We start from the raw sequence: 26713 nt of genomic DNA on the forward strand, positions 1-26713 counted from the left end.
AAAAATATAATTATGACATTAAAAAACAAATTAATTTATTTTGTAGCTCTGTTAGCTCTTTTTTCATTGCATTCTTGTGATGAATTTGGAAAGTATGAGTTACCTGAAGCAGGGTCATTAGCAGATGATACACCACCTGCAGCAAAATTTACTTATAAACAAGGAGAAGGTCTTGGTGATATATGGAAAACCTACAGTTTTTCTAACCAATCAGTAAGTGCTATTACATATTCTTGGAACTTTGGAGATGGAAGTACTACTTCCACAGAGTCTGAACCAACTCATACCTACTCAGGAGAAGGAACTTGGACAGTTTCACTAACAGCTACAGATGGTTTAGGTGTTTCAAATACCTATACTGAAGAAATAACTGTTAAAGAACCACCAGCACCAGCTGTTACGGATCCAGTTTTGGTTAATGCAGATTTTGTTAAACAAGCTAAATCTTCTGGTTCAGATTGTGTTTGTTCTGGTTGGATAAATAAAAGTATAGGAGATCAAGGAGAGTCTAGTTCTGGAAATGGAAGTGACGTTTTTAAATTTGATAATGACGAATCTGATGCTGCATATCAAGAATTTGAAGTGCAAGCAAACGCAGATTATACAATAACAATAGTTACACAGTTTAAAAGTCTAACTTCAGGAGGTTCTTTTCCAAGTATGTTAGAATTAAGAGTCTTAGCAGGTTCTGGTTATGTAAGTGGGTATACTCCAACTTATTATGCTACGGGTAAAGAATATCCGCAAGATGGTTTTGGTTATACATCAATTCCACAAGTAGAAGATGCTTCTAATACTCTTTTTGTTAAAGTATTAAGTAATCCAAATGATGATGGATATTTAACAACTCAATACACATTTAATTCAGGTGCAAATACTAGTGTTGCTCTTTTTATAAGAGGTATTGGTGGCGATGGAACAGATCCAGATAAGAGAGGTCACCCATATAATAATGGAGATGAAGAAATAAGGTTAGACTCTGTATTAATTGAAGCGTTATAAAAAAATATACCGCACATTATAAAAAAAAATGTGGTACTTAATATTGTGCGGTATTACTATAATAGAATAATAATAAATTTTATCTTAGCAACTATTTTAATCAGCTTAAATTATGAAATTAGAGATACTTACAAAATCAGAAAACTTTAGTATTCAAAAAGATATTATTTCAAAAATTAAAGAATTAATAAACTTTAAGAATTTAGAACCTGGAGACAAACTACCTTCAGAAAGAATGTTGTCTGAAAAATTTGAAGTATCTAGAAGTAATGTAAGAGAAGCTATTCAGAAATTAGAATTTTATGGTTTATTAAAATCTATTCCTCAAAGTGGAACTTTCGTGGCAAACATAGGTGTTATAGCTATGAATGGTATGATTGAAGATATTTTAAGATTAGATGACCCAGATTTTAAATCGTTGGTAGAAACTAGAATTTTGTTAGAACTTAAAACAGCAAGTTTAGCAGCTTCAAGAAGAACAGATGATGATTTAGCTAAAATGAACGAATCTCTTCAAGCTTATAAAGATAAAGTAATAAATGGAGAAGATGCAGTTCAAGAAGATTTACTGTTTCATTTAGCAATAGCTAAGGCAAGTGGTAATAGCACAATGAATACTTTTATGCTAATTATTACGCCAGAAATTATCACTAATTTTCAAAAGCATCATGTTTGTGACTCTGATTTAGCTCAACGAGGTATAAAAGATCATCAAGCTATTTATGACGCTATTAAGAGTAAAAATCCACAATTAGCAAAGCAAAAAATGAAAGAGCATTTTAAAGAGCTCTACAATTATTGCTATAATTTAGAATAAACACAGAATTTATTATGAAAATTAAAGGCTTACGCTGGTGGATTATAACCCTAATCTTTATTGCCACGGTTATAAACTACATAGATAGAACCGCTTTTGCGCTATTATGGCCGCAAATGGGAGAAGATTTGGGGATGGATAAGGCAGATTATGCTATTATGTTAAACGTATTTATGGCTTGTTATGCTGTAGGTAAATTTGCATCAGGTAAATTATATGATAAAATTGGAACAAGACTTGGTTTTACTGTTTCTATTATCATTTGGTCTGTCGCATCTGCTTTTCATGCTTTTGCAAGAGGAATTATTACTTTATCAATTTTTAGAGGGCTTCTTGGAATTGGAGAAGCTGGTAATTGGCCAGGAGCCGTAAAAAGTAATGGTGAATGGTTCCCAATAAAAGAAAGAGCTGTCGCTCAAGGTATTTTTAATGCTGGAGCTTCTATAGGGAATGTAATTGCACCTTTTGTAATTGTATTTTTATATACTAGATTTGGTTGGAAAACCACTTACATTATCCTAGGAGCAGTTGGATTACTTTGGGTGATACCTTGGTTGTTTTTGAATAAATCAACTCCAGAAAAACATCCTTGGGTTACACAAGAAGAAAGAGATTTAATAGTGTCTGATAGAATTGATAAAGAAGAAAATACTTCAGAAAAAGCAAAAAGCTTATCTGTTGGTAAGATTCTTAGTTATAAACAATCATGGGGAGTCTTACTTTGTCGCTTTTTCATTGAGCCGATTTGGTGGTTCTTTGCAGGTTGGATGCCTATTTACTTAAATAGTAAATTTGGATTAAGTATAGAGCAAATAGCTGCTACAATGTGGATATCTTACTTAATGGCAGCAGCAGGAAGTATAATTGGAGGTATGTTTACTGAAAAATTAATGTCTAAAATGTCTGTAGATAAATCTAGAAAAATAACAATATCACTAGGAAGTGCCTTAATTTTAATAGCTTTTGTATGTATTATTACTTTAGTAAAAGCTGATGACTTTATGATGTTTATATACTTCGCTGGTTTGGCATTATTTGGTTTTCAGTTTGCTATTGGAAATATTCAAACAATTTCAAGTGATTTATTTAGAGGTCCATCAGTAGGAACCTTAGCTGGTTTAGCAGGTACCGTTGCTGCAGTTTCTCCAATGATTATGAACTGGTTTGTTGGACAAATAACTGCAAATTCTTATACACCAGCATTCATTGCAATATGTGTATCAGTAATATTTGGAGTTTTATCAATTTTGTTATTGATAAAAGAAATAGGGCCGGTAAGAAAAACAATACAAGAATAAAATAATAAAGAAAATAAATATGAGTAATACTGAAAATAAAATAGCAATTATAACTGGAGCAACAGGAGGTATAGGATTTCAAGTTTCTAGAAGATTAGGCAAAGATGGATATACTGTAATTTTAAACGGTATAGATGATGAAGCTGGTGCCAAAAGAGTCGAAGAACTTATCGCCGAAGGAATTAAAGCGGAATATTATGGCTTTGATGTAACAAAGGAAGAAGAAGTTACTTCAAATATCAATAAGATAGGAGAAAAATATGGTAAAATCGATGTGTTGGTAAATAATGCAGGTGGTTTAGGGGGTAGATCTCGGTTTGAAGAGATGACTACTGAATTTTATAGGTTTGTAATGGCTTTAAACTTAGATTCAACTTTTTTTGCTTCAAGAGCTGCGATACCTTTTTTAAAAAAGAGTGATAATGCATCTATTATAAACTACACCTCAATTGCTGGATGGAATGCAGGAGGACCAGGAGCTGGAATATACGGTACATCAAAAGCAGGAGTGCATGCAATAACAAGAGCTTTAGCTAAAGATTTAGCAGAATATAGTATCAGAGTTAATGCAGTGTCTCCAGGTACAATTGATACTCCTTTTCATGCCCAAATTAAATCTACAAAACCAGAAGTGTTTGCTTCTTGGAAAAACAATATATTGTTAGGAAGATTAGGACAGCCAGAAGAGGTAGCTTCTGTTGTGGCTTTCTTAGCAAGTAAAGATGCAGCCTTCATTACAGCAGAAACTATTCAAGTTGGTGGAGGACAAGGTTTAGGAATATAGTGAAGTTAATTTTTATATTTGATTATTAAAGCTGTTTTGTTTGTTTCACAAAACAGCTTTTTTCTTTAAAATTTTCAGTTTTTATTAAGCTTAGTTGTATTTCTATACTGTAAATAAAAAAGCCTTATCATAAATTTGATAAGGCTTTTTTGCTCCCCCTCTTGGGCTCGAACCAAGGACCCTCTGATTAACAGTCAGATGCTCTAACCAACTGAGCTAAGGAGGAGTTTGCTTCCCTGTATTTGGGATTAGCGAGTGCAAATATATATCTTTTTACAATATCCCCAAATACTTTTTAATTTTTTTTCAATAAAAAATTTATTGTTATAATTAAATTTTAAAAGTTGATTAACAACTAAAAATTGTATTTTTGTTGGTTCCAATTGCTTACAAGAAAGCAAAGACTAAACTATGGACAAATTTTCGTTTTTAAACGCAGCACATACAGGCTATATTGCCGATTTATACGATAAGTATTTACAAAATCCAGATGCTATTGAACCAAGTTGGAGAAGTTTTTTTCAAGGTTACGATTTAGCAAATGAAAACTATTCTTTAAAGGATGATGAAGATTCGATAGAAATCCCTCAAGAAGTTCGTAAAGAATTCTTAGTAGTAGATTTAATTAATGGCTATAGAACTCGAGGGCACTTATTTACAAAAACAAATCCTGTTAGAGATAGAAGAAAATATCATCCTACTTTAGCTATTGAAAACTTTGGATTATTTAAAGAAGACTTAGATAAAGAGTTTTCTGCAGGAGAAGTTTTAGGAATTGGTAAAGTAAAACTCTCAAAAATAATCGAGCATCTACAACGAATTTATTGTGATTCTATAGGTGTTGAATATACATATTTACGTAATCCAGAAAAATTAAAATGGTGGCAAGATCGCTTAAATGAAAATGATAATCATCCTAATTATTCTGTTGAGTCTAAAAAATACATTTTAGGTAAATTAAACCAAGCTGTTACGTTTGAAAGTTTTCTACAAACTAAATACGTTGGACAAAAACGTTTTTCTTTAGAAGGAGGAGAAACTCTAATTCCTGGTATTGCTGTAATGTTAAGAGATGCAGCAGAAAAATATGGAGTTAAAGAATGTGTTTTAGGAATGGCTCATAGAGGTCGTTTAAACACACTAGTAAATATCTTTAAAAAACCAGTAAGAGAACTTTTTAGTGAGTTCGAAGGGAAGGATTTCGAAGATCAAGATATAGATGGAGACGTAAAATACCACTTAGGCTTGACTTTAAGTAAAACCTATAGAGATGGAAACGAAATTAAGATGAATTTGGTGCCAAATCCATCACACCTAGAAACAGTTGCCGCTGTTGCAGAGGGAATTACCAGAGCAAAGATTGATAGAAAATATGCTGGAGATTCTAGTAAAATTCTTCCAATAGTAATTCATGGTGATGCAGCCATTGCAGGTCAAGGAATTGCTTATGAAGTAGTTCAAATGGCAAAATTGAATGGTTATAAAACAGGTGGAACTGTTCATATCGTAGTGAATAATCAGATTGGTTTTACAACCAATTACTTAGATGCACGTTCAAGTACATATTGTACAGATGTTGCTAAAGTAACCTTGTCTCCAGTATTACATGTAAATGCAGATGATACAGAAGCGGTTTGTCATGCTATGGAAATGGCTTTGCAATTTAGAATGCGTTTTAAAACGGATGTTTTTATTGATTTATTAGGGTATCGTAAATATGGTCATAACGAAGGGGATGAACCTCGTTTTACGCAACCAAAATTATATAAAGCAATTTCTAAACATAAAAATCCAAAAGATATTTATGCAGCTCAATTATTAGAAGAAGGTTCTATTGATAATAATTATGTGAAAGAAATTACTACTGAATTCAAAGAAATGTTAAACACTGAGTTTGACAATTCTAAAGAAGATAAAACTTCTAAAGTAAAAGAGTTTATGAAATCTACTTGGGAAGGTTTCGAGAGAAAAGATAAAACAGCAATGTTAGAATCTTTAGATACATCTTACCCAATAGAGAATCTTAAACACATCGCAAAAGTGGTTTCAACTGTTCCTGAAGGGGCAAATTTTGTTAGAAAAGCACAACGTATTTTACAAGGTAGAGCAAAAATGGCATTCGAAACCAATCAATTAGATTGGGGAATGGCAGAAAATCTAGCCTATGGTTCTCTAATGGAAGAAGGTTTTAATGTGCGAATTTCTGGTCAAGATGTGGAAAGAGGTACCTTTTCTCATAGACATGCTATTTTGCGAAATGAGGTTACAGAAGAAAGAATCAATTTATTAAATACAAATCCGAATAACAAAGGACAAATGACGATTTACAACTCGTTATTGTCTGAATATGGTGTTTTAGGATTCGATTATGGTTATGCAATGGGTAACCCAAATACATTAACCATTTGGGAAGCACAGTTTGGAGATTTTTCAAACGGTGCTCAAATTATGTTCGACCAATATATTTCTGCTGCTGAAGATAAATGGAAAGTTCAAAACGGAATTGTAGTTTTATTACCTCACGGCTATGAAGGACAAGGTTCTGAGCATTCATCAGCAAGAATAGAACGTTATTTACAATTGTGTGCAGAAGATAATATGACAGTTGCCAACTGTACTACTCCTGTAAATTTCTATCATTTATTGCGTAGACAAATGAAACGCGATTATAGAAAACCATTAATTGTATTTACACCAAAAAGTTTATTACGTCATCCAAAAGCAGTAAATTCTATTCAAGAATTAGCAAATGGAGAATTCCAAGAAGTAATTGACGATTCTGTAAATGTAGATGGAGTTACAAAAATGGTATTCTGTATGGGTAAATTTTATTACGATTTACTAGCAGAAAGAGAAGAATTACAAAGAGAAGATGTTGCTTTAATTAGAATTGAGCAATTATTCCCTTTACACCAAGAGAAAATACAACAGATTATAGACAGATATCCAAATGTAACAGAATATGTTTGGGCACAAGAAGAACCAAGAAATATGGGAGCTTGGAGTTATATGTTACAGCGTTTTGAGTTGAAAAACTTAAGTGTTTGTTCTCGTAAATACTATGCAGTACCAGCAGCAGGTTCTAGTACAAGATTTAAAAAACGTCATAAAGCAGTTATCGATAGCGTTTTCGATCATAAATAAGCGGCGTTAAGGATTGAAACGGCATCCTTTTTTGAAGAATATGAAAAAAAGATACAGTGGAAAGCCTGTTTAAACGCCCCAAAAAAAAGTAGAAAAGTAAAATTAAAAGTCAGAAAAACCTGACACAAGTAAAAATAAAAAAACATGAGTGTTTTAGAAATGAAAGTTCCTTCACCAGGAGAATCAATTACAGAAGTAGAAATTGCAACTTGGTTAGTTGAAGACGGAGATTATGTAGAAAAAGACCAACCTATTGCAGAAGTAGATTCTGACAAAGCAACTTTAGAATTGCCTGCAGAAGAAAGCGGAATTATTACTTTAAAAGCAGAAGAAGGCGATGCTGTAGAAGTGGGTGCTGTGGTTTGTTTAATTGATATGAGCGCTGCAAAACCAGAAGGCGATGCTGCTCCTGCTAAAACAGAAGCTCCAAAAGAAGAAAAGAAAGTTGAAGCTACTGCACCAAAAACAGATACCTATGCAACAGGAACTGCTTCTCCAGCAGCTAAAAAAGTGTTAGCAGAAAAAGGAATTGACGCTTCTACTGTAAAAGGAACAGGAAAAGATGGTAGAATTACCAAAGACGATGCTGTAAAAGCAGTACCATCTATGGGAACTCAACCTGCAAATGGAACTCGTGGAACTGAGCGTAAGAAAATGTCTATGTTGCGTAGAAAAGTTGCGCAACGTTTGGTAGCTGTTAAAAATGAAACTGCTATGTTAACTACGTTTAACGAGGTGAATATGCAGCCAATTTTTGATTTACGTTCTCAATTTAAAGAAGATTTTAAAGCTAAACACGGAGTTGGTTTAGGGTTTATGTCTTTCTTTACGTTAGCAGTTGTTAGAGCATTAAAACTATACCCTGATGTCAATTCTATGATTGATGGAGATTTTCAAATAAAACACGATTTTCAAGATATTTCTATAGCAGTTTCTGGACCAAAAGGTTTAATGGTGCCAGTAATTAGAAATGCAGAAAACTTATCTTTTAGAGGTGTAGAATCTGAAGTAAAACGTTTAGCTTTAAGAGCTAGAGATGGTCAAATTACGGTAGATGAAATGACAGGTGGTACGTTTACAATTACTAATGGTGGTGTATTTGGTTCTATGTTGTCTACGCCAATTATAAATCCTCCACAAAGTGGAATTTTAGGAATGCATAATATTGTAAACAGGCCCATGGCTGTTAATGGTGAAGTTAAAATTCAACCAATTATGTATGTGGCATTGTCTTACGATCACAGAATTGTAGATGGTAGAGAATCTGTTGGTTTCTTAGTAGCCGTTAAAGAAGCTTTAGAAAATCCTGTTGAATTGTTAATGGACAATAACCCAACAAAAGCATTAGAAATGTAAATATTTTTTGGTTTAAGAGACATACTCAAAAAAAGGTAATTATTTACAGATATTATTTTGATAATAAAATATTTTATGGTTAGGATTTAAGAACAATATTTATTACTCTATTCAATTTAATAACTTAATAAAATTGAAAAGTAATGATTAGAAAAAAAGAATCTTGATGTATTTAATAATTTCGACATATAATATAATTAAAAAGAACAAGATCATCAAAAGTAAGAGTACTTCTTATTTTTTTCTATCCGAAAAATAAGAATTGTTAGTTTTTAGAACTGATTATTTAAATATAAAAAGAGATTATAAATAAAATAATATATGCCATGAACTTAAAATATTTTATTATTATAACTTTGATATTATTTTCTTGTTCAAGAAATGAGAACCTAATATCTAATGTTGTTAAGTTATCAGGATATGTAAAATCAGCAAAAAATATTCCTGAAGAAAATGTTAAAGTCAGTATCTCTGACTTTCAAAATTTAACTGTTTTAACAGATTCTGAGGGGTATTTTGAAATCAATAATTTGTCAAAAGGTGAACATGAACTCATTTTATTTAAAAATAAAATCAATTCAAATTCTGATTTATTTGTTAGGAAAACTTTTAATATTTCTAGTAATTCAGATACTGTTTTAGACAATTTAATTCTTCCAAATCCAGTTTTTTTACAAAATGCTATTAATATCACTTCGTCAAGTGCGACTATTAATTGGAATAGCTCAAGTTCAGTAGGGTTTAGGGAATACAAGCTTTATCGTCACTCTAATTCAGGGTTAGATGAGACAACAGGAAAATTAATCCATGTTACAACTGATATTAATGAAATAAGTTTTACAGATACAAACTTAAATAATTCAGAAACATATTACTATAGAATTTATGTATTAGATGAGTATGGTCAAATTGGAGGAAGTAATGTTATTAATTTTAAGACTGATGAGGTTAAAGTTATAAAGAATGGAGGTTTTGAAGATTTAATTAATGGGAAACCAGATTACTGGAACCTTGTTCCTAACAATACTAATAACCCAAAAAATACAATAGAAATTGACAATTTAGAATTTGAAGATGGTGTATATAGTCTTAAATTTAGAAATGCAGATATTAATGGTTGTTACGAGCAATGGATAAAACAAGATATAAAAAGTGATATTCTCATAGAAGGTGCTACTTATAGATTAGTTTTCGATTACAAATCTGATTTTACATTATCTAATAATAATTCAGTTAGTATCGTAATAAGAAATTTTTCTGATTTAGATAAAAGATGGTATTTAGGTTTTGATTTTATTGATGATGGGCAATGGAGAAAAAGTATTACAGAATTTACACTACCAAATCAATTTACTAATAATAATATTGATTTTATAATTCATTTTTGTATAAATCCTACAGGTTATTGGTGGTTAGACAATGTTTCAATTGATAGAATAAAATAATATTTAGGCATGAAGTTTAAAATACAAATATTGTTAATGGACAACAACCCAACAAAAGCATTAGAAATGTAGGCAACCATGTTGACAGATAAATATTAAAATCCTGAGCTTTTGCTTAGGATTTTTTTGTGTAGCTATTTCCAGCTTTTCACTATATCTTTTTGTGAAAAACAAAAAGGATGTCGTTTCAATCTGGGCTAAACTTGTTTGCTAACTTATTTACTTTCTCAGAAACAAGTGTTTTTACTTATTGACTTTTATAATAAAAATATCGAACTTCGTTAACTTCTGATGTAAGTCATTAAAAAGACATCATATCAGTATAACGTTAGCGAATTTTCAAAATAATTACTTTTTTTTAATAAATAATTTTTAATTATTTACCTTGCATCAAAAAGCTGCAATGCCCAAAAATCCTGAGTTAGAACTTGCCTTTAATTTTATCAATAAAACAGATAGAAATCTGTTTATTACAGGAAAAGCAGGTACAGGTAAAACTACGTTTTTACATCAAATAAAAAATGAATCCTTAAAAAGAATGGTCATTGTTGCACCAACAGGTGTGGCAGCAATCAATGCAAAAGGTGTTACGATTCATTCGTTTTTTCAAATGCCTTTTGGCCCTATTCTACCCAATCAAATTGCAAATACGAATCAGCAACGTAAGTTTTCTAAGACAAAAATCGATATCATCAAGTCATTAGATTTAGTAATTATTGATGAAATTTCTATGGTGCGTGCAGATTTGTTGGATGGTATAGACCAAGTAATGCGCAGATATAAAAACAGAAATAAAGTTTTTGGTGGTGCACAGGTTCTAATGATTGGAGACTTGCAACAATTGGCACCTGTGGTAAAACCTAACGAATGGAGTTTATTACGAAGCTATTATGACACAATGTATTTCTTCAGCTCAAAAGCGTTTCAAGAAGCCAATGTAGTGTCAATTGAGTTGAAACACATTTATCGCCAGAAAAACGAAGATTTCATTACGATTTTAAATGAAATTCGTAACGATAATTTGTCTGACGCTTCTGCTAAAATTTTAAATGAACGTTACAATCCTACTTTTTCTCCAACTAAAGAAGACGGTTATATTACCTTAACAACACATAATAAAAGAGCGAATACAATCAACGAATCTGAGTTGAATAAACTCAAAAACAAAAGCTACTTTTTTGAAGCTGAAGTTTCTGGAAAATTCAATGAAAATGCGTTTCCTAATGACGAAAAGTTAGAGTTAAAAGTGGGCGCACAAGTAATGTTCATCAAAAATGATTCATCACCAGAAAAAAGGTATTTTAACGGAAAAATAGGAATTGTAACCGACATTTCTAGAGAAAATGTTACTGTGCAATGTGGCAATGAAGCAGATGAAATTGTTACAGAAAGAGAAAACTGGGACAATGTAAATTACTCCATTAACGAAGAAACCAAAGAAATTAAAGAAGATGTCATTGGTTCTTTTTCTCAAATTCCCTTGCGTTTGGCTTGGGCAATTACCATTCATAAAAGTCAGGGGTTAACCTTTGAAAAAGCCATTATTGATGCAGAAGCATCTTTTGCACACGGACAAACCTATGTGGCTTTGAGTAGATGTACTTCTTTAGAAGGTTTGGTTTTAAAAACACCTATTTCTAGCAATGCCATTATTAATGATAAAACCGTAAGTGTTTTTAATGAAAGTGTAGAAGAAAATCACCCAGATGAAAGTATTTTAAATGAATCTGAAAAAGAATTTCAACTCAATTTAATTGCTGAATTATTTGATTATCAGTCGTTTTTGTATCCAATAACAAGATTGATTGACATTTTTTATAAAAATCAAACTTCTATAAAAGGTGATGTTATCAATCATTTACAAACCATAAAAGATGATGGAGTTGTAGCGTTGATGAAAGTTTCTAACGGATTTAAAAATCAATTACAAAAACTATCAGAGGACAATATTTTGCCTGAAAATAGTTCTCAAATTCAAGAACGATTTACAAAAGCGGTAGATTATTTCTTATCAGAAACCATCAATAAAATTGTACAACCGTTATCAAAAATTGAATTTTCATCAGACAATAAAGCCGTAAAAAAAGATTTTACCAAACAGTTTGACAGCCTTCAAGAAAAGTTATCAGAAAAGGTTTTTGCGCTTAAAAAAATGACGGAAAATTTTAAGGTTAAAAGTTATTTAGAAGTTAGAGCCAATGCTGTTTTACAAAAATCTGAACCCAAAAAGAAGAAAAAATTATCAACTAGAAAAGACCCGTTATTGGCTTTAAAATTACGTGAATTACGTGATGAAATTCGAATTGCAGAAAATATTCCTGCTTTTCAAATTTTTACACAAGAAACATTATACGCCATCTGTGATGCTTTACCGAGATCTGAAAAAGAATTGCTAAAAGTTAACGGAATGGGGAAAATTCGTGTTCAAAAATACGGAGAAGAAATTTTAGATGTTATTGAAGCCTATTGCAAAGAAAACGGAATTAATAAATTCAACGAACAAAAAAAGGAAGACAAAAAAAACACCAAACAAATTACTCTAGAGTTGTTTAAATCTGGGTTATCGCCTAAAGAAATTGCCAAAGAACGTAGTTTAACGCTGAATACAATTCAGAGTCATTTAATGACGTTTATTCCTACGGGAGATGTTGATGTTTTAGAATTGATTCCTTTAAAAAAGTATAAAAAACTCATTAATCAAATCGAAGAAGTCGAGTTCAAAAATCTCACAGAGCTCAAAGAAAAAGTAGATAAATCGTTTACTTATATGGAACTGCGAATGGTTTTGCTGTCTATGGAAAATTAATTTTATCTAAAAATGCAAGTTTTATAAAAAACTAACGTCTAAAGAAATATGATAAGAACTTCTTATCATTTCTTTTTCATAGCAATTTTCCCACTTCTAATTTAGAAGTGGGTTTTTTATTAAAAAAAACATTGGTTTAAAAAACAAAATAATTTCTTAACTTTAAAACATCAATCAAAAAATTACAATTATGAGATTAGGTGCAATGTCTATTAGTTTAGCCGTAAAAGATATTCATAAATCAAAAGCATTTTATGAAACGTTAGGGTTTACCGTTTATGCAGGACAAATTGAAAAGAATTATTTGATTCTAAAAAACGGAAATGCATTAGTAGGTTTGTTTCAAGGAATGTTCGAAAATAACATTCTAACTTTTAATCCTGGTTGGGATGAAAATGCCAACAAGTTGGATGAGTTTGATGATGTAAGAGATATTCAAAAACACTTAAAAGCAAATCACGTGAAATTAGAAAGAGAAGTTGACGAAACCACTTCTGGACCAGGAAGTGTTGTCTTTTTTGACCCAGATGGAAATACGATTTTATTGGACCAGCACGTTTAGATTTCTTGTCATTTCGAATTGAGCTTTTTTTTAAGCGATTGAGAAATCTCTATATAAAAGATGATAATTTCGTAGATTCCTCGTCGTTCATTCTTCACTCTGTCGGAATGACATGCGTTAAGTATTTTTAACCTTATCTATTATTTTCTAGCTCCTTATAATTGTTTGGAATAGTAATGGAATAGTTTGATGTTTTGATTAAGATTTCTAATAATTTGTTTATGTCTTCTTTTTTATATTCTTTGAGGCCTATTTTTATTTTATGGCCTTTATCGAATTTTAATTCAAATTGCTTATAAATTCTATCAAATAAAATCTTATTTAACCCACTAATATTTCTTTTGTGAGTCCATCTATTTATTACAATTAGTTCAAAATTTTTTATAAATAAAGTATAAGGTTTTCTTTTTTTATATAGATAAGATATTACTAAATTAACAATAAGGGGAGCCCATAATATAGGAAAAAAAAGAGCTTTATATTTGATAGTGCTGTTACCCAAAAAAATAAATATAGTCCAACAAACAGCAAAAATAAAGTCATAATATTGAAATGATTTTTTATGAGACCTAATTTTAAAATCCTCGTCTATTTTTTTATCAAAAATTGAGTATTCCCAAAAAAACAGAGTTAAATAGAAAAAAGGAATAATCAAAATGTTAAAAAAGAATACAACTGTATTATCAAAAAATATTAAGATAACAAATACAATTAATAACGATATAATTATTGTAAAATATTTCATGTCTTTCACTTCAAATCCTTTAACACCAATTGTATCGATTTATACCCATTCCATTCGTTTTCATCAAGAGCATAAACAATATCAAATTCATCTTGTACAAATTCCATTTTTTCACCTAAATTGAAGCCAATAGCTCCAAAGGTTTGTTTATTATCACCTTGAAAAACATTGAGTTTTAAATGGGTTTGCTCCTTCCCTACTTTTTTACCGTAACCATTATCTCTTATACAAGTACTTTTAAAAACAGGTCTCATATTCTGCGGTCCAAAAGGCGCCATTTGTTGAATAATTCTAAAAAACTTAGGCGTAATTTCAGTGAGTTCTACTTCTGCATCAATGGCAATTTCTGGAATTAAAAGTTCTCTGTCTATGGTTTTTGAAACTACTTCTTCGAATTTGTTTTTAAAATTCTCGTAATTTTCTGAGAGCAAAGTTAAACCCGCTGCATATTTGTGTCCACCAAATTGTTCTATAAATTCCTTACACTCTAATAAAGCTTCATAAACATCAAAACCTTTTATAGAACGAGCAGAAGCCGCTAATTTATGACCACTTTTGGTAAACACTAAAGTAGGTCTATAGTATTTTTCAATCAACCTAGAAGCTACAATACCAATAACACCTTTATGCCAATTTTTATCAAAAACTACAGTTGTAAAACGTTGCTGTTCTTCATTATCAATAATCTGAATTAAGGCTTCATTAGTGATTTTTTTATCTAAATCTTTACGATCTGCATTAAAAATTTCAATAGCTGCAGCAAAGTCAATAGCGGAATCTAAATCCATTTCTGTTAAGAGTTCTACAGCATAATTTCCGTGTTTCATTCTACCAGCTGCATTGATTCTTGGCGCTATGATAAAAACCACATCAGTAATGGTGAGTTCCTTTTTTTTAATTTGATGAATGATGGCTTTGATTCCGTTTCTGGGATTTTGATTAATTACTTGTAAACCAAAATAGGCTAATACTCGATTTTCTCCATTCATAGGCACAATATCTGCTGCAATAGCAGTGGCAACCAAATCTAAATAGGGTAATAAATCTTCTATAGTTTGATTCCTTTTTGAGCCTAAAGCTTGAATCAATTTAAATCCAACTCCGCAACCACACAATTCATCAAACGGATAAGAACAATCTACTCTTTTCGGATTTAAAACAGCAATTGCATCCGGAATTTCATCACCAGGTTTGTGATGATCGCAAATGATGAAATCGATATTTTTCTCATTTGCATAAGCTACTTTATCAATTGCTTTAATACCGCAATCTAAAGCAATAATTAAGGAAAAATCATTGTCTTGGGCAAAATCAATTCCTGTATAAGAAACCCCATAACCTTCATCATACCTATCAGGAATATAAGTAGCAATATTTGGTGTAATGGTTTTTAAATAAGAAGAAACTAAAGAAACAGCTGTAGTTCCATCAACATCATAATCACCATAAATCAAGATGTTTTCGTTATTGGAAATAGCAGTTTCAATTCTGTTTACAGCAACATCCATATCTTTCATTAAAAAAGGATTATGAATATCTTCTAAACTTGGACGAAAGAACTTTTTTGCTTTGTCAAAAGTGTCAATATTACGTTGACATAATATAGAGGCAATAGTGTTATCTACTTGAAGTTCTTTTGCTAGTTGTACTACTTTTTCTTTTTCTGGTTGCGACTTTAACGTCCATCTCATAGCAATTATTTTTTGAACATAAGGTACAAAAATGTGCCGAAAATAATAAGTGGTGAAATATAAAAACCAACAAAACCCAAAAGTATTCCAATAAAACCAAGCTCAATAGATGGATTAAAGAGTGGGAATAAAATTGGGAGGCTTAAAAGAAATAAGATGAAAGTGGTTTTTCGTTTCATACTATTTTGCTATATCGTGTAAGAAAATTTCTATTTCTACATCAGCAAAATGACGGAACATTTCCATCACTCCACAATATTTTGTTACTGATAAATTTACAGCTTTCTGAATTTTTTTCGGTTTCAATTCAGCATCCTTAAAATGATAATCTACTTTTACTTTATTATAAAACTTTGGGTGTTCATCTGTTAATTCTGCTGTAACTTCAATTTTAAAATCGGCAACTTCTGCATGCATTTTCTTTAACAAAGAAACTACATCTAAACCAGAACAACCCGCTAAAGAAGAAAGCATCAATGCTTTTGGTCTGTATCCTTCACCTTTTCCACCATTTTCTTCTCCTGCATCCATAAATAGATTTAATCCACTTGGATTATCAGATTCAAATTGCATGTTTTCTTTCCAAACTGTTGTCACTAAATTTTTACTCATTTTTATGTTTTTTAGATATTGAAATCTTAAATTGTGCTTTTTTACAAAAGTAAGAACAATATTAAACTTAAAGATATAAATATATGGCTTTAGTAACACCTTTAGGAGCAGAACACGATTTAGAGACCAAAGAATTGGCCGAATTTTTTAATGAAACCTTGGGATTTTGTCCAAATTCAGTTTTAACAATGCAGCGTAGACCTGCTATTTCAAAGGCTTTTATCAACTTAAATAAAGCAGTTATGGCAAATGAAGGTAGAGTAACTTCTGCTTTAAAAAGGATGATTGCCTGGGTATCTAGTAATGCTACTGGTTGTAGATATTGTCAAGCCCATGCTATTAGAGCTGCAGAACGTTATGGAGCAGAACAAGAACAATTAGATAATATTTGGGAATACAAAACACATGCTGCTTTTTCAGATGCAGAAAGAGCTGCATTAGACTTTTCTTTGGCGGCTTCTATGGTGCCAAATGCTGTAAATGCAGAAATCAAAGAAGAGTTGTATAAATATTGGGATGAAGGAGAAATTGTAGAAATGTTAGGTGTAATTTCACTTTTTGGATATTTAAACAGATGGAATGATTCTATGGGAACAACTTTAGAAGAAGATGCAATTGATTCTGGAAATCAATATTTAGGAAAACATGGTTTTGAAGTTGGTAAACACGATGGTTCTAAATATTAAAAAAGAACTTTTTAAATTGTAGAAATAATAAAAAACCAAAAGAAAAACAAACAATAAGTTAATCCTAAAGTATTTATAAGTAATAAAACGGGGTTTTTAAAATCTTTTTTCCTTAATACGGTTATTGAAGAAATTAAAAATAAGTTGGGAAATAAGGTGAAAGGTAAAATGATGTAACCAAATCCAAATGCACCACCATTTTCAAACAATATTGAAATACTTACAATAAGAAAGAAAATATTTACTAAAATTAATAGAACACAAATTGTTAGATGGAATATCTTAAACATAATTAATTATTTCAGCAACTCTTTTCTGTAATTCAGGTATTACATTTTGTTCAAACCAAGGATTTTTCGTCAACCAAAAACGATTTCTAGGTGATGGATGTGGAAGCGTAAAATAGGTAGGTAAATATTCAGGATAATTATCTACTGTTTCTGTAAGTGTTCTTTTAGCTTTGTCTTTCAGATAGTAATTCTGAGCATACATTCCTATCAAAATAATCAACTCTAAGTTTGGCATCAGCTCAAATAATTGTTGATGCCATTTTGGAGCGCATTCTTTTCTTGGAGGTTTATCTCCGCTTTTTCCTTTTCCAGGATAACAAAATCCCATTGGTACAATAGCAAACTTTTCTACATCATAAAAATCTTCACCAGAAACATTGAGCCATTTTCTCAATTGTTTGCCACTTGCATCATCCCAAGGAATTCCAGATGCATGTACTTTAGTTCCTGGAGCTTGCCCAATAATTACAATCTTAGAATTTTGATGACCAGTAACCACAGGATTTGCTCCCAAATCTAAATGAGGTTCGCAAATTGTACATTTTTTTATTTGGGATAAAAGGTTTTGCATTTATTCTTTTAAAGATAAAGCATCACTTTGAAACGACAAACCCTCAAAACCCGTTTTCATAAAGTTTCTAATATTTTGATGTGAAGTACCCTTTTCATCTTCTAAAACAGATGTATAATGTTCTCCAAAACAAAATAAGGTTTCTTCTTTGGTTAGTTTTTGACGTTTGGCAAAAGCGAACAACTTACATGAACCTGAGTTTTCTCCTGCATTATTTGTTACATCTCCGTTTGTAAATGCTGTAGGAGTAAAATTATAAATGTCTTCGATTACCTGCATCGTTTCTGCAAACGTAATTGCTGTTGGATTTTCTTTTAGTTTTGTTTTGAATTCTTGGATTGTCATTTTAAATTTATATGTTATTTCTTCCCCTCAACCACAACAACAATTTCTCCTTTTGGTGGTTTTGCAGTATAATGTGCTAATACTTCAGTAGCAGTTCCTCTAATGGTTTCTTCAAAAAGTTTTGTCAATTCTCTAGACACAGAAACTTTTCTATCGGCTCCAAAATACTCTACAAAATTACCTAAGGTTTTTGCTAATTTATGCGGAGATTCGTAAAAAATCATAGTTCTGGTTTCTTCAGCAAGTAATTTTAAACGCGTTTGTCGCCCTTTTTTTACAGGTAAAAAACCTTCAAACACAAACTTATCATTTGGTAAACCAGAATTTACCAAAGCAGGCACAAAAGCGGTTGCTCCAGGCAAACACTCCACATCGATATTGTTTTCTACACAAGCTCTCGTTAACAAAAATCCTGGATCAGAAATAGCAGGAGTTCCTGCATCCGAAATTACAGCACAGGTTTCACCACTTTTTAAGCGATTGATAATTCCTTCAACAGATTTATGTTCATTGTGCATATGATGACTGTGCATTTGCGTAGCAATCTCAAAATGTTTTAACAATTTTCCACTGGTACGTGTGTCTTCTGCTAAAATAAAATCGACTTCTTTTAAAACATTAATCGCTCTAAAAGTCATGTCTTCTAAATTACCTATTGGTGTAGGAACTAAATACAGTTTACTCATACAACAAATGTAATTATTAATTTAAATTTAGCTACTTTAGTATAGGTAAATGATATAAAAAAAATCAGTATTATGGACAAAGCTTTACAAACAATGATTAATAATATGCCTGAAAAAACAGGCAAATCGTTAAAAGAATGGAAAGATATTTTAAAAATAAAATCTTTTGAAAAACATAGTGAAGCTGTCAAATTTTTAAAGAAAGATTATAATGTAACTCACGGATTTGCAAATACAATTGTTTCACTATCTAAAGAAGATAACAGTTCATCAGACGATTTGGTAAACAATCAATATAAAGGTAAAGAAGAATTACAACCTATTTATAATAAACTGATTTCTGTGGTTTATGATTTTGGCGAAGATGTAAAAATTGCACCTAAAAAAACTACAGTAAGTCTTATTAGAAAAAAACAATTTGCACTAATAAAACCAGCAACAAAAACAAGAATAGATTTAGGCTTAAAAATAAAAGACAAACTCACAACAGAAAGACTTGAAAATTCTGGACCTTTTGGCTCTATGTGTACTCATAGAGTAAGATTATCAAATTTAGATCAAATAGATAATGAATTAATTTCGTGGTTAAAAGAAGCTTATAGTAAGGCAGATTAGTCTAAATTGACTCATAAGTTTCCACAGTAATATCAGCAACAACATCACCAGTATGTTTGGTAGAAAGTGGTTCAAATAGTAAAATATGAACTTCTTCTTTAGCAACAGGTTTATGTTCTACACCTTTAGGAACAATGTAAAATTCTCCCTCATTTATAGTGATGATTTCATCACGCAAGTGCATTTCTAAAACACCTTTTTTTACGAGAAATAACTCGTCTTCATTATCGTGTTTATGAAAAACAAATTCACCTTTTATTTTTGCCAATAGAATTTGCTGACCATTTAACTCGCCAATTTTTTTAGGAGACCAATGGTCTTGAAATAAATCAAATTTTTCTTGAATATTAACTGCGCTCATAAGACAAACTTACGAAGATTTTACGGGAATAAATCAATCTTAAAAAGAATCGGTATTTCTTTAAAATTGATTAATTTTGCAGCTAAATTTATAGAGATAATTAATGTATAGAAGTCATTCTTGTGGTCAGTTAAGAGCATCACACATCAATACAGAGGTAACCTTAGCAGGTTGGGTTCAAAAATCGCGTGATAAAGGTTTTATGATTTGGGTCGATTTAAGAGACAGATATGGAATTACACAATTGATTTTTGACGAAGATCGCACACCAGCAACAATGATGGAAAAAGCAAAGTCTCTAGGTAGAGAATTTGTGATTCAAGTTACAGGAACTGTTATTGAGCGTGAGTCTAAAAACGCTAAAATGCCAACGGGTGATGTTGAAGTTTTAGTATCGGATTTAAAGATATTAAATGATGCGAAGTTACCACCATTTACTATAGAGGATGAAACTGATGGAGGTGAAGATATAAGAATGAAGTACAGGTATTTAGATATTCGTAGAAATCCAGTAAAAGACAGTTTAATTTTTCGTCATAAGGTAACAATGGAAGTTAGAAAGTATCTTTCTGACCAAGAATTTATTGAAGTTGAAACCCCTTATTTAATCAAATCTACTCCAGAAGGTGCAAGAGATTTTGTAGTGCCTTCTCGTATGAATGAAGGGCAGTTTTATGCGTTGCCACAATCTCCGCAAACCTTTAAACAACTATTAATGGTTGGTGGAATGGATAAATATTTTCAGATTGTAAAATGTTTTAGAGACGAAGATTTACGTGCAGACAGACAGCCAGAATTTACACAAATAGACTGTGAAATGGCGTTTGTAGAACAAGAAGATATTTTAAATATTTTTGAAGGATTAACACTTCATTTACTAAAAGAAATTAACGGAGTTGAGGTTGATAAGTTTCCAAGAATGTTGTTTGATGATGCAATGCGTTTGTATGGAAATGACAAACCAGACATCCGTTTTGGAATGGAATTTGGCGAGTTAAATGCAGTTACGCAACACAAAGATTTTGGTATTTTTAACAACTCAGAATTGGTGGTTGGAATTGCAGTTCCTGGTGGAAATTCATATACTAGAAAGCAAATAGACAACTTAATTAAGTGGGTAAAACGTCCGCAAGTGGGTGCTTTAGGAATGGTGTATTGTAGAGTTAATGAAGATGGAACATTTAAGAGTTCTGTAGATAAATTTTACGACCAAGAAGATTTAGCAAAATGGGCGGAAGTTACAGGTGCAAAAGCTGGTGATTTAATCTGTATTTTATCAGGAGAAACCAATAAAGTAAGAACGCAATTGTCTGCTTTACGTATGCACTTAGCAGAAGAGTTAGGTTTACGTAAACCAAATGAATTTGCACCACTTTGGGTAATTGATTTTCCATTATTAGAATTGGATGAAGAAACAGGGCATTATCACGCAATGCATCACCCATTTACATCGCCAAAACCTGGTCAATTAGAGTTGTTAGATTCAAAACCTGGAGAAGTAAAAGCAAATGCTTACGATTTGGTATTGAATGGAAATGAAATTGGTGGAGGTTCTATTAGAATTCACGATAAGCAAATTCAAGCAACCATGTTAAAACATTTAGGTTTTTCTGATGAAGAAGCCAAAGCTCAATTTGGTTTCTTAATGGATGCGTTTGAATATGGTGCACCACCTCATGGAGGTTTGGCTTTTGGTTTAGATAGATTGGTTGCTATTTTAGGTGGTCAAGAAACCATACGTGATTTTATTGCATTCCCTAAAAATAATTCAGGTAGAGATGTAATGATTGATGCACCAGCTTTTATAGACGATGAGCAATTAAAAGAATTGAATTTAAAATTAGATATTCAAGAATAAATAAAAATCCCGCTTTTGCGGGATTTTTTTATACATTTAAAGTATGAAAAAACGAATCACACTTTTATTACTTTTTGTATCAATAATCACTTTCTCACAAGAATTAACAGGAAATCAATTGTTAGAAAAAGCGATCCAATATCACGATCCGAATGGAAATTGGGAAACGTTTAAAGGAGAACTTTTTGTAACAATGGAAACCCCAAAAGGAAGTCCTAGGAAAAGTAAAATTAATATTGATTTACCAAAACAATATTTTGCTGTAGTTGCAAAAAGAGATACTATTTCTACAGAATTTATAGTTGATAAAGATGAAATTTATTTTTCATTAAATGGAGATAAAAACCCATCAAAAGAACTCAAAAAGAAATTTAGCTTAAATGAAAAAAGAGCAAATTTGTATAAAAATTATTACACTTATTTGTACGGATTGCCAATGAAATTGAAAGATGAGGGAACTATTATTCATCAAAAAGTAGAGAAAAGACTATTTAAAGGAAAAGAGTATTTGGTGTTAAAAGCAACTTATAAAAAAGAAGTAGGTAAAGATACTTGGTATTTTTATTTTAATCCCAAAACCTATGCAATGGAAGTCTATCAGTTTTTTAAAGATACAAAAGATAGCGGAGAATATATTTTGCTATCCGATTTAGAAACTATCAACGGGGTAAAAATGCCAAAAGTAAGAGCTTGGTATTATAATAAAGACAATAAATACCTAGGAACGGATATTTTATCAAAAATAAAATCAATAAATGTCATTTCGAAATGAGTGAAGAATTAATGATTGGGAAACCTCAAAATATCAAATGATTTCTCCACAAGGTATAAATGACATAGGATAACAAAAATGCCATCAACAACAAAAATATTTAGAAAAGTACTATTATGGAGATATAAGCATATTTCTGAGCGACAATTTGTCTATATTTTGAGTGTTTTAGTTGGTTTTTTAGCAGGATTTGGAACCGTTATCTTAAAAAACTTGACGCATTATATTCAGCTATTGTTAGATGTTGATTTTTTTAAAAGTTATCAAAATTCGCTTTATTTTATATTTCCAATTATTGGATTGTTAATTGTGGCAATTATTAAAAAAACGTGGTTAAAAAAACATATTGGCCATGGAATTTCTACAACGCTTTACGCCATTTCTAAACGTAAAGGAATCATTCCTAATTATAATATTTACGCATCATTAATAACGGCACCAATTACAGTTGGTTTTGGTGGTTCTGTTGGTTTACAAGGGCCTGCAGTAAGCGCAGGAACTGCTTTGGCATCATATACGTCAAAGTTGTTTCACATGAATACCAAAACACGAATGTTGTTAATTGGTTGTGCCACTGCAGGTGCAATGTCGTCAATGTTTAAGGCGCCCATTGCGGGTATCGTTTTTGCTTTAGAAGTTTTCAGTTTAGATATCGCATTTGTATCATTAGTTCCGTTATTGTTGGCTTCGGTTTCAGCAATTGTAACTTCATATTTATTTTTGGGTTCTGATGTCTTATTAGGTTTTGAATTGAATGATAAATTCGAAATAAATGATATTGGTTTTTATGCCATTTTCGGAATCATAACAGGAATCGCTTCTGTATATTTTTCTGTAATTTATTTTGCGATTAGAAAGTTCTTTTACCAATTTAAAAACCGGTTTGTAAGACTGATTATTGGGAGTGTTATTATTGGTTTTATACTGTATTTAATGCCGTCATTATATGGTGAGGGTTACAGTTTAATAAACAACCTTTTAAAAGGAAATCATATTGCCGCAATTGGAAATACACCGTTTTCTTTTGATCATGAAAATATCTGGTTAATTATTATATTTTTATTATTAATTACATTATTTAAAGCCATTGCCATGAGTACTACTTTTGCAGCTGGTGGAGTTGGGGGTATCTTTATTCCGACACTAGTTATGGGTTCTGCACTTGGAAATGCTTTTGCAAAAATTATTAATAATTTGGGTTTAGGCTTCAATGTTTCTGAAGCGAATTTTACCTTAATTGGAATGACAGGATTAATGGCAGGAGTTTTACACGCACCTTTAACCGCAATTTTCTTAATTGCTGAAATTACAGGAGGTTATGACCTATTTGTGCCATTAATGTTGGTAGCTGCCATTTCTTTTTCCATCACAAAATATTTTGTTTCAAATTCCATTTACACCTATAAATTGGCACAAAGAGGAGAACTTATTACACATAACAAAGATAAAAATGTGATGATGATGTTGGATGTTGATGATTTAATTGAAACCAATTTTAAGTCAGTTCAGCCCGAAATGATGTTAGGCGAAATGTTAAAAAAAGCAGTTGCTACTTCTGCAAGAAATATCTTTCCTGTGATTAATGAGGAAAAAGAATTTTTAGGAATTGTCTTGTTAGATGATATTCGTCCAGTAATGTTTGATACAGAAATGTACAATAGCGTTACTGTAGAAGCAATTATGAAATCTGCTCCAGAAATTATTCAAGAATCAGAGTCTGTTGAAACTGTGATGAAGAAGTTTAAAACTAGTGGGGCTTGGAATTTACCTGTTGTAAATGATGGAAAATACATTGGCTTTATCTCTAAATCGAAACTACTTACAGCTTATAGAAATAAACTAGTAGAAGTAACTGCATAGAAGTTTTACCTTTTGCTACTCGCTTTTTGGTTCCTCAAAAGAGTTCAAACAATTCGCTGTCATTCTTGCGAAGTCAGGAATTTAAACTTACTTTATTGTAGTTGTCTGTCTCTGCAAAAAAGACAATACTTTATCTGGAAAATCTGTAAAAGCACCATCAGCATTGGCTTCAACTAAAATTGTCTGCATCATTTCTTTAAAAGTAGAAAATTCATCTAAATTATCCGCTCTAAAAGTGTATGGATGCACTTTTAAATTTAAGTTATGTGCATTAGAAATTAAGGAAGTAAATTGCCATTTATCATTTACTTTTTTATCTAAAATTTGCTTGTACCATGGTCCAATTCCATTTGCATAAGTAGCATAATGCTTGAGTTGATTGGTTTCTTCACTAAATTCTATCAACTGGACTAAAAATAATTTAGATCTCAATTCAACACGTATCCTCTCTAATTCTTTAGCATCAAAACATTGTAAAATGCAATTATCCTTTTGGGTTTTGTAACCATAATCCGAAAGAATTTTTAAAACAACTTCAGTTAAATTTTTCCCTTCTTTTTGATGAAAAACAGGTGCTTTTATTTCGGGATAAATACCAATATTTTTCCCTGTACTTTTGTTTAATCCTTGAATCAGTTCAATTTCTTCTTGTAAAGAATGGAGTTTAAAATTTCCTTTATCTTTTGGAAATCGATTAGGGTACACTTGTTTGCCAGTTTTTGGATAGAATCGCTCTCTTACATTAAGAGTTTTTAGTTCATTAAATGTAAAATCGATGACGTAAAATCGGCCGTCATTTCGTGCTCTTTTAGGAAATTTTATAGCAACATCAGTAACATCATCTAAATAAATATCATGAATTACTATAGGAACATCATCTTTACTCAATACTAAATCTTGTTCAATAAAATCGACATTCATTGCATATGCCATAGCTTTGGCTTCTATAGTATGTTCAGGTAAATACCCTGAAGCACCTCTGTGTGCAATGACTATTTTTTTATCCATTTTTGATTTCAATTAAAAAAATAAAGATAGAACTTTTGTATTTTTGTAAGATGAAATTAGCATTAAAAATAATGTTTGTCATTTTTGTGGTTTGGATGATTATTGGTGCATATCTGGTGAACACCGAACACGAAAAAGCACAAATTGTCATGGGGTTAGGTGTTTTATATTTATCATTTCTATTTATGCCTCTTTTTATTTATTACAGATATAGAGATGGTAAATACAAAAAATATATTATTAATGATGAAAAATTGAAAAATGCTTTTAAAAATATAGGCAAGGATTAATCTTTCTTTTTTAAAAATGCATATACAGGAAAGTGATCTGAAAACCCACCTTGGTACCATTTACCAATATAAGTTCTAAATGGACTTCCTTTTAACTTACCTCGAAAAACTTTCATCCATTTTTTGTTAAACACTTCAGCGTGTTTAAAATATAAATCACCTTCTTTTTTTTCTAAAAAGCTTTTACTGAAGATGATTTGATCGAATAAGTTCCAGTTTCCATTATAAGTTAAAGTTCCATTTCCTTTAGCTAATAAACTTTGCATTGGGTTATAGAAGTCGTCTAAAACTAAATGTTCTTTGATGCTTTTACTAGTTGGGTCGTCATTAAAATCACCCATAATTATAATTTTTGGATTTAATTCTTTTTCACGAATATCATCGATAATACTTCTTGCAGTTTTTGCAGCTGAAATTCTTTTATGTTCTGTTGCTTTTGCTCCTTCTCTTCTTGACGACCAATGATTGACTAAAATATGTACCAATTCACCTTTTAAATTTCCACTCACTTTTAAAATATCTCTAGTGTAATCTCTTGCTCCTTCTTCATCTTCTAAATACACAGGAAAGGTTTCTGAATCGATTAACTCAAAAACTAGTTTGTTGTACAGAAGCGCAACATCAATTCCGCGTTCATCAGGAGAATCGTAATGAACAAAACCGTAATGATGCCTTCTTAAATTGGAAGAATTTACCAAATCAGAAACTACTTTTGCATTTTCTACTTCTACCAAACCAACAATGGCAGGAGGTAATTTAGAACGATGAATTCCTAATTGAGAAATCACAGAACTTAATCTTTTAATCTTTTTTTTATAACGTTTGTATCCCCATTTTTTTTTTCCATTTCTGGTAAAATCATCATCTAAAGTATTTGGGTTGTCTTTAGTATCGAATAAATTTTCAACGTTGTAAAATCCTACTGTTATTGTGTTTTCTTCTTTTTTTGATGAGAACATATAATATGTTTTAAACGTAAATGTAATAAAATAATATGACCAATTTCATAACCTAAAAAATATGTTTTGATAACATTATAATGAACTCTATTGAAATTACTAGAATTAATTTTGCATTACTAAATATTTCTAGAAAAAGAAGAAGTATTG

Annotated in this window: 24 protein-coding genes and 1 tRNA gene; 15 read left to right on the plus strand and 10 right to left on the minus strand. The window is 31.0% G+C overall.

Translation table 11 applies throughout. The features are described 5' to 3' along the window. Nucleotides 1–12 precede the first annotated feature (12 nt). The 4 genes from DIS07_RS11515 to DIS07_RS11530 all read left to right on the plus strand — a co-directional run bounded on the left by DIS07_RS11515 (nt 13) and on the right by DIS07_RS11530 (nt 3901). Nucleotides 13–1002, plus strand: a complete 990-nt coding sequence (locus DIS07_RS11515) for a PKD domain-containing protein (RefSeq protein WP_109405407.1) — start codon at nt 13–15, stop codon at nt 1000–1002. Nucleotides 1003–1114: 112 nt separating this feature from the next. Next, entirely contained in the window at nt 1115–1819 is a 705-nt protein-coding gene (locus DIS07_RS11520) for a FadR/GntR family transcriptional regulator (RefSeq protein WP_109405408.1), read from the plus strand. 14 nt (nt 1820–1833) lie between these two features. Continuing rightward, nucleotides 1834–3117 (plus strand): MFS transporter, encoded by a 1284-nt coding sequence (locus DIS07_RS11525; protein ID WP_109405409.1) that lies wholly within the window; start codon nt 1834–1836, stop codon nt 3115–3117. Nucleotides 3118–3136: 19 nt separating this feature from the next. Continuing rightward, nucleotides 3137–3901, plus strand: a complete 765-nt coding sequence (locus DIS07_RS11530) for an SDR family NAD(P)-dependent oxidoreductase (protein ID WP_109405410.1) — start codon at nt 3137–3139, stop codon at nt 3899–3901. Nucleotides 3902–4053: 152 nt separating this feature from the next. Here DIS07_RS11530 and DIS07_RS11535 read toward each other — a convergent pair. Continuing rightward, nucleotides 4054–4127 (minus strand) — tRNA-Asn (locus DIS07_RS11535). A gap of 185 nt (nt 4128–4312) precedes the next feature. Here DIS07_RS11535 and DIS07_RS11540 point away from each other — a divergent pair. From DIS07_RS11540 to DIS07_RS11560, 5 genes are all read left to right on the plus strand, one after another. Then, nucleotides 4313–7045 carry a 2-oxoglutarate dehydrogenase E1 component gene (locus DIS07_RS11540; RefSeq protein ID WP_109405411.1) on the plus strand — a complete coding sequence of 911 codons (2733 nt, stop codon included), beginning with the start codon at nt 4313–4315 and terminating at the stop codon, nt 7043–7045. 144 nt (nt 7046–7189) lie between these two features. Next, nucleotides 7190–8401 carry a 2-oxoglutarate dehydrogenase complex dihydrolipoyllysine-residue succinyltransferase gene (gene odhB / locus DIS07_RS11545; RefSeq protein WP_109405412.1) on the plus strand — a complete coding sequence of 404 codons (1212 nt, stop codon included), beginning with the start codon at nt 7190–7192 and terminating at the stop codon, nt 8399–8401. 326 nt (nt 8402–8727) lie between these two features. Further along, nucleotides 8728–9846: a carboxypeptidase-like regulatory domain-containing protein gene (locus DIS07_RS11550; protein WP_109405413.1), complete on the plus strand. Its 1119-nt coding sequence runs from the start codon at nt 8728–8730 to the stop codon at nt 9844–9846. A 403-nt stretch (nt 9847–10249) separates the two neighbouring features. Further along, nucleotides 10250–12652, plus strand: a complete 2403-nt coding sequence (locus DIS07_RS11555; RefSeq protein WP_109405580.1) for a helix-turn-helix domain-containing protein — start codon at nt 10250–10252, stop codon at nt 12650–12652. A gap of 190 nt (nt 12653–12842) precedes the next feature. Beyond that, nucleotides 12843–13214, plus strand: coding sequence for a VOC family protein (locus DIS07_RS11560; protein ID WP_109405414.1), 372 nt, complete (start codon nt 12843–12845; stop codon nt 13212–13214). A gap of 133 nt (nt 13215–13347) precedes the next feature. On the opposite strand, the gene DIS07_RS11565 is transcribed toward DIS07_RS11560, so the two are convergent. From DIS07_RS11565 to DIS07_RS11575, 3 genes are all read right to left on the minus strand, one after another. After that, on the minus strand, nt 13348–13869 hold the full coding sequence (locus tag DIS07_RS11565; RefSeq protein ID WP_146190731.1) for a hypothetical protein: 522 nt from the start codon (nt 13867–13869) through the stop codon (nt 13348–13350). 95 nt (nt 13870–13964) lie between these two features. Next, nucleotides 13965–15650: a single-stranded-DNA-specific exonuclease RecJ gene (gene recJ / locus DIS07_RS11570; protein ID WP_109405416.1), complete on the minus strand. Its 1686-nt coding sequence runs from the start codon at nt 15648–15650 to the stop codon at nt 13965–13967. A gap of 180 nt (nt 15651–15830) precedes the next feature. Continuing rightward, nucleotides 15831–16262, minus strand: a complete 432-nt coding sequence (locus DIS07_RS11575) for an OsmC family protein (RefSeq protein ID WP_109405417.1) — start codon at nt 16260–16262, stop codon at nt 15831–15833. Nucleotides 16263–16345: 83 nt separating this feature from the next. On the opposite strand from DIS07_RS11575, the gene DIS07_RS11580 reads away from it, so the two are divergent. Next, nucleotides 16346–16948, plus strand: a complete 603-nt coding sequence (locus DIS07_RS11580; RefSeq protein ID WP_109405418.1) for a carboxymuconolactone decarboxylase family protein — start codon at nt 16346–16348, stop codon at nt 16946–16948. A 282-nt stretch (nt 16949–17230) separates the two neighbouring features. Here the strand turns inward: DIS07_RS11580 and DIS07_RS11590 are convergent, their stop codons facing one another. The 3 genes from DIS07_RS11590 to rsmI are packed head-to-tail and all read right to left on the minus strand — an operon-like array spanning nt 17231 to nt 18840. Continuing rightward, nucleotides 17231–17809 (minus strand): uracil-DNA glycosylase family protein, encoded by a 579-nt coding sequence (locus DIS07_RS11590; RefSeq protein WP_109405420.1) that lies wholly within the window; start codon nt 17807–17809, stop codon nt 17231–17233. Further along, complete coding sequence (locus DIS07_RS11595) at nt 17810–18154, minus strand: HopJ type III effector protein (protein ID WP_109405421.1); 345 nt, start codon at nt 18152–18154, stop codon at nt 17810–17812. It abuts the gene before it with no gap. A gap of 14 nt (nt 18155–18168) precedes the next feature. After that, the gene (rsmI, locus tag DIS07_RS11600; RefSeq protein WP_109405422.1) at nt 18169–18840 is read right to left on the minus strand and encodes a 16S rRNA (cytidine(1402)-2'-O)-methyltransferase; all 672 of its coding nucleotides are present in this window, start codon (nt 18838–18840) and stop codon (nt 18169–18171) included. A 72-nt stretch (nt 18841–18912) separates the two neighbouring features. On the opposite strand from rsmI, the gene DIS07_RS11605 reads away from it, so the two are divergent. Beyond that, nucleotides 18913–19455 carry a DUF5655 domain-containing protein gene (locus DIS07_RS11605; protein WP_109405423.1) on the plus strand — a complete coding sequence of 181 codons (543 nt, stop codon included), beginning with the start codon at nt 18913–18915 and terminating at the stop codon, nt 19453–19455. 1 nt (nt 19456) lies between these two features. Here the strand turns inward: DIS07_RS11605 and DIS07_RS11610 are convergent, their stop codons facing one another. After that, nucleotides 19457–19816, minus strand: coding sequence for a cupin domain-containing protein (locus tag DIS07_RS11610; RefSeq protein ID WP_109405424.1), 360 nt, complete (start codon nt 19814–19816; stop codon nt 19457–19459). Nucleotides 19817–19919: 103 nt separating this feature from the next. Between DIS07_RS11610 and aspS the strand changes: the two genes are divergently transcribed. The 3 genes from aspS (at nt 19920) to DIS07_RS11625 (ending at nt 24306) form a co-directional block, all read left to right on the plus strand. After that, a complete protein-coding gene (gene aspS / locus DIS07_RS11615) occupies nt 19920–21674 on the plus strand; it encodes an aspartate--tRNA ligase (RefSeq protein WP_109405425.1) in 1755 nt (584 codons plus the stop codon). Nucleotides 21675–21717: 43 nt separating this feature from the next. Then, complete coding sequence (locus DIS07_RS11620) at nt 21718–22446, plus strand: DUF6503 family protein (protein WP_109405426.1); 729 nt, start codon at nt 21718–21720, stop codon at nt 22444–22446. A 78-nt stretch (nt 22447–22524) separates the two neighbouring features. After that, nucleotides 22525–24306, plus strand: a complete 1782-nt coding sequence (locus tag DIS07_RS11625) for a chloride channel protein (RefSeq protein WP_109405427.1) — start codon at nt 22525–22527, stop codon at nt 24304–24306. A gap of 87 nt (nt 24307–24393) precedes the next feature. Here DIS07_RS11625 and glpQ read toward each other — a convergent pair whose 3' ends face one another. After that, a complete protein-coding gene (gene glpQ / locus DIS07_RS11630) occupies nt 24394–25314 on the minus strand; it encodes a glycerophosphodiester phosphodiesterase (RefSeq protein WP_109405428.1) in 921 nt (306 codons plus the stop codon). A 50-nt stretch (nt 25315–25364) separates the two neighbouring features. On the opposite strand from glpQ, the gene DIS07_RS11635 reads away from it, so the two are divergent. Then, complete coding sequence (locus tag DIS07_RS11635) at nt 25365–25604, plus strand: hypothetical protein (protein WP_109405429.1); 240 nt, start codon at nt 25365–25367, stop codon at nt 25602–25604. Here the strand turns inward: DIS07_RS11635 and DIS07_RS11640 are convergent. After that, complete coding sequence (locus DIS07_RS11640) at nt 25601–26563, minus strand: endonuclease/exonuclease/phosphatase family protein (RefSeq protein ID WP_109405430.1); 963 nt, start codon at nt 26561–26563, stop codon at nt 25601–25603. The genes DIS07_RS11635 and DIS07_RS11640 overlap by 4 nt on opposite strands. Nucleotides 26564–26713: the final 150 nt, after the last annotated feature.

The sequence above is a fragment of the Polaribacter aquimarinus genome (assembly GCF_003129485.1).
In the GTDB taxonomy this organism is placed as follows: Bacteria; Bacteroidota; Bacteroidia; order Flavobacteriales; family Flavobacteriaceae; genus Polaribacter; species Polaribacter aquimarinus.

What these genes read in the sequence shown, in the direction of transcription:
- recJ (WP_109405416.1), bottom strand. Translation starts at nt 15,650, where the DNA reads ATGAGATGGACGTTAAAGTCGCAACCAGAAAAAGAAAAAGTAGTACAA.
- DIS07_RS11550 (WP_109405413.1), top strand. Translation starts at nt 8,728, where the DNA reads ATGAACTTAAAATATTTTATTATTATAACTTTGATATTATTTTCTTGT.
- rsmI (WP_109405422.1), bottom strand. Translation starts at nt 18,840, where the DNA reads ATGAGTAAACTGTATTTAGTTCCTACACCAATAGGTAATTTAGAAGAC.
- DIS07_RS11640 (WP_109405430.1), bottom strand. Translation starts at nt 26,563, where the DNA reads ATGTTCTCATCAAAAAAAGAAGAAAACACAATAACAGTAGGATTTTAC.
- DIS07_RS11575 (WP_109405417.1), bottom strand. Translation starts at nt 16,262, where the DNA reads ATGAGTAAAAATTTAGTGACAACAGTTTGGAAAGAAAACATGCAATTT.
- DIS07_RS11595 (WP_109405421.1), bottom strand. Translation starts at nt 18,154, where the DNA reads ATGACAATCCAAGAATTCAAAACAAAACTAAAAGAAAATCCAACAGCA.
- DIS07_RS11530 (WP_109405410.1), top strand. Translation starts at nt 3,137, where the DNA reads ATGAGTAATACTGAAAATAAAATAGCAATTATAACTGGAGCAACAGGA.
- DIS07_RS11520 (WP_109405408.1), top strand. Translation starts at nt 1,115, where the DNA reads ATGAAATTAGAGATACTTACAAAATCAGAAAACTTTAGTATTCAAAAA.
- DIS07_RS11580 (WP_109405418.1), top strand. Translation starts at nt 16,346, where the DNA reads ATGGCTTTAGTAACACCTTTAGGAGCAGAACACGATTTAGAGACCAAA.
- odhB (WP_109405412.1), top strand. Translation starts at nt 7,190, where the DNA reads ATGAGTGTTTTAGAAATGAAAGTTCCTTCACCAGGAGAATCAATTACA.
- DIS07_RS11605 (WP_109405423.1), top strand. Translation starts at nt 18,913, where the DNA reads ATGGACAAAGCTTTACAAACAATGATTAATAATATGCCTGAAAAAACA.
- DIS07_RS11540 (WP_109405411.1), top strand. Translation starts at nt 4,313, where the DNA reads ATGGACAAATTTTCGTTTTTAAACGCAGCACATACAGGCTATATTGCC.
- DIS07_RS11560 (WP_109405414.1), top strand. Translation starts at nt 12,843, where the DNA reads ATGAGATTAGGTGCAATGTCTATTAGTTTAGCCGTAAAAGATATTCAT.
- DIS07_RS11625 (WP_109405427.1), top strand. Translation starts at nt 22,525, where the DNA reads ATGCCATCAACAACAAAAATATTTAGAAAAGTACTATTATGGAGATAT.
- DIS07_RS11620 (WP_109405426.1), top strand. Translation starts at nt 21,718, where the DNA reads ATGAAAAAACGAATCACACTTTTATTACTTTTTGTATCAATAATCACT.
- DIS07_RS11635 (WP_109405429.1), top strand. Translation starts at nt 25,365, where the DNA reads ATGAAATTAGCATTAAAAATAATGTTTGTCATTTTTGTGGTTTGGATG.
- glpQ (WP_109405428.1), bottom strand. Translation starts at nt 25,314, where the DNA reads ATGGATAAAAAAATAGTCATTGCACACAGAGGTGCTTCAGGGTATTTA.
- aspS (WP_109405425.1), top strand. Translation starts at nt 19,920, where the DNA reads ATGTATAGAAGTCATTCTTGTGGTCAGTTAAGAGCATCACACATCAAT.
- DIS07_RS11555 (WP_109405580.1), top strand. Translation starts at nt 10,250, where the DNA reads ATGCCCAAAAATCCTGAGTTAGAACTTGCCTTTAATTTTATCAATAAA.
- DIS07_RS11525 (WP_109405409.1), top strand. Translation starts at nt 1,834, where the DNA reads ATGAAAATTAAAGGCTTACGCTGGTGGATTATAACCCTAATCTTTATT.
- DIS07_RS11610 (WP_109405424.1), bottom strand. Translation starts at nt 19,816, where the DNA reads ATGAGCGCAGTTAATATTCAAGAAAAATTTGATTTATTTCAAGACCAT.
- DIS07_RS11590 (WP_109405420.1), bottom strand. Translation starts at nt 17,809, where the DNA reads ATGCAAAACCTTTTATCCCAAATAAAAAAATGTACAATTTGCGAACCT.
- DIS07_RS11515 (WP_109405407.1), top strand. Translation starts at nt 13, where the DNA reads ATGACATTAAAAAACAAATTAATTTATTTTGTAGCTCTGTTAGCTCTT.